The sequence below is a fragment of the Flavivirga aquatica genome (assembly GCF_001747085.1).
Classification (GTDB): Bacteria; Bacteroidota; Bacteroidia; order Flavobacteriales; family Flavobacteriaceae; genus Algibacter_C; species Algibacter_C aquatica.
In genome coordinates this window covers 1-992 of the sequence record NZ_MDJD01000037.1, presented here as the reverse complement: position 1 = coordinate 992, position 992 = coordinate 1, and the positions used below count along the sequence as shown (strand labels likewise).

Below are 992 nucleotides of genomic sequence, written 5' to 3'. Positions count from 1 at the left end.
AAGTAACTATTTTCCCCTGACCATAAATTTTAACCTCATAATTTTCTAAAGGGTAAAATTTAACCGAAGGATTTTCTAATACAAAATCATGGCCTTCTACTGAAAATTTATAAAATAATTTGTCATCAAAATATTTAGACTGTGTTTTTTCAAATTCTAATTGATAAAGTAAATCAAAAAGGGTTTCTCTATCTTTTTGTTTACAAATATCAATAATGTTTTGATGGGCAGCTACTACTTCTTTTTCTAATTGTTTGGGTTTTAATTTAGTCAAGTCTTGGCTTTCTGTCCAGCCAGTAAAATGATAAGGCACTTTGGCTTCAAAAGTAAACTGATCTTCAAAAACCATAAGACCTGCTCCAGCAAAATCTCCAATTAAAGGATCATCGTCGTTAAAAATTTTAGGAACTTCGTATATGGTATGACTTTTTCCTAATGAAAATTCTTGACCAATTTTTAACGCCATGATATCCATTGAACTTGAAAAATCGACTCGAAAAGGATTTCCGCTTTCCGAAATGTATTTTATACGCACGGTTTGGGTACCGCTTTGTAATATATAATCGTTTATGGGGAACATTACAGCATCGTTATCGCCATTATAATATTTTTTAAAAGGGATGTCGTTAATATAAATTTCCATAGCTTCGAAATGAGAACGACTGCTACTTAAATAATAATCGAGACCATCATTTTTTTTATATGTAATAATAGTATTTGGTATGTCTTTAAATTTTTTCTCATTAGGACCCATATGTTGCTTGGCTTGAGACTGGCATGCCAAGTTTAGAACACTAATAAAAATGAATACGGTATATTTTAAGTAGGGCATTTTGTTATTAAGAGTTAACGTATAGGGACTAATGTACTTGAGTCTTTAGGTTTATGGAATAATATACGTATATCAGAAATTCCTTCAAATTTTTTCCCTGTTCGTTTATTTGTAAATACTGCTTCAAAGCGCATTGGAGATTCTCCTTTATCTGTTGTAC

1 protein-coding gene is annotated in these 992 nt (G+C 30.8%); it reads right to left on the bottom strand.

All coding sequences use genetic code 11. The features are described from left to right. Positions 1–832, bottom strand: an 832-nt coding sequence (locus tag A8C32_RS09465) for a hypothetical protein (RefSeq protein ID WP_131798808.1), incomplete at its 3' end; no start/stop codon positions are given. Positions 833–992 lie beyond the last annotated feature (160 nt).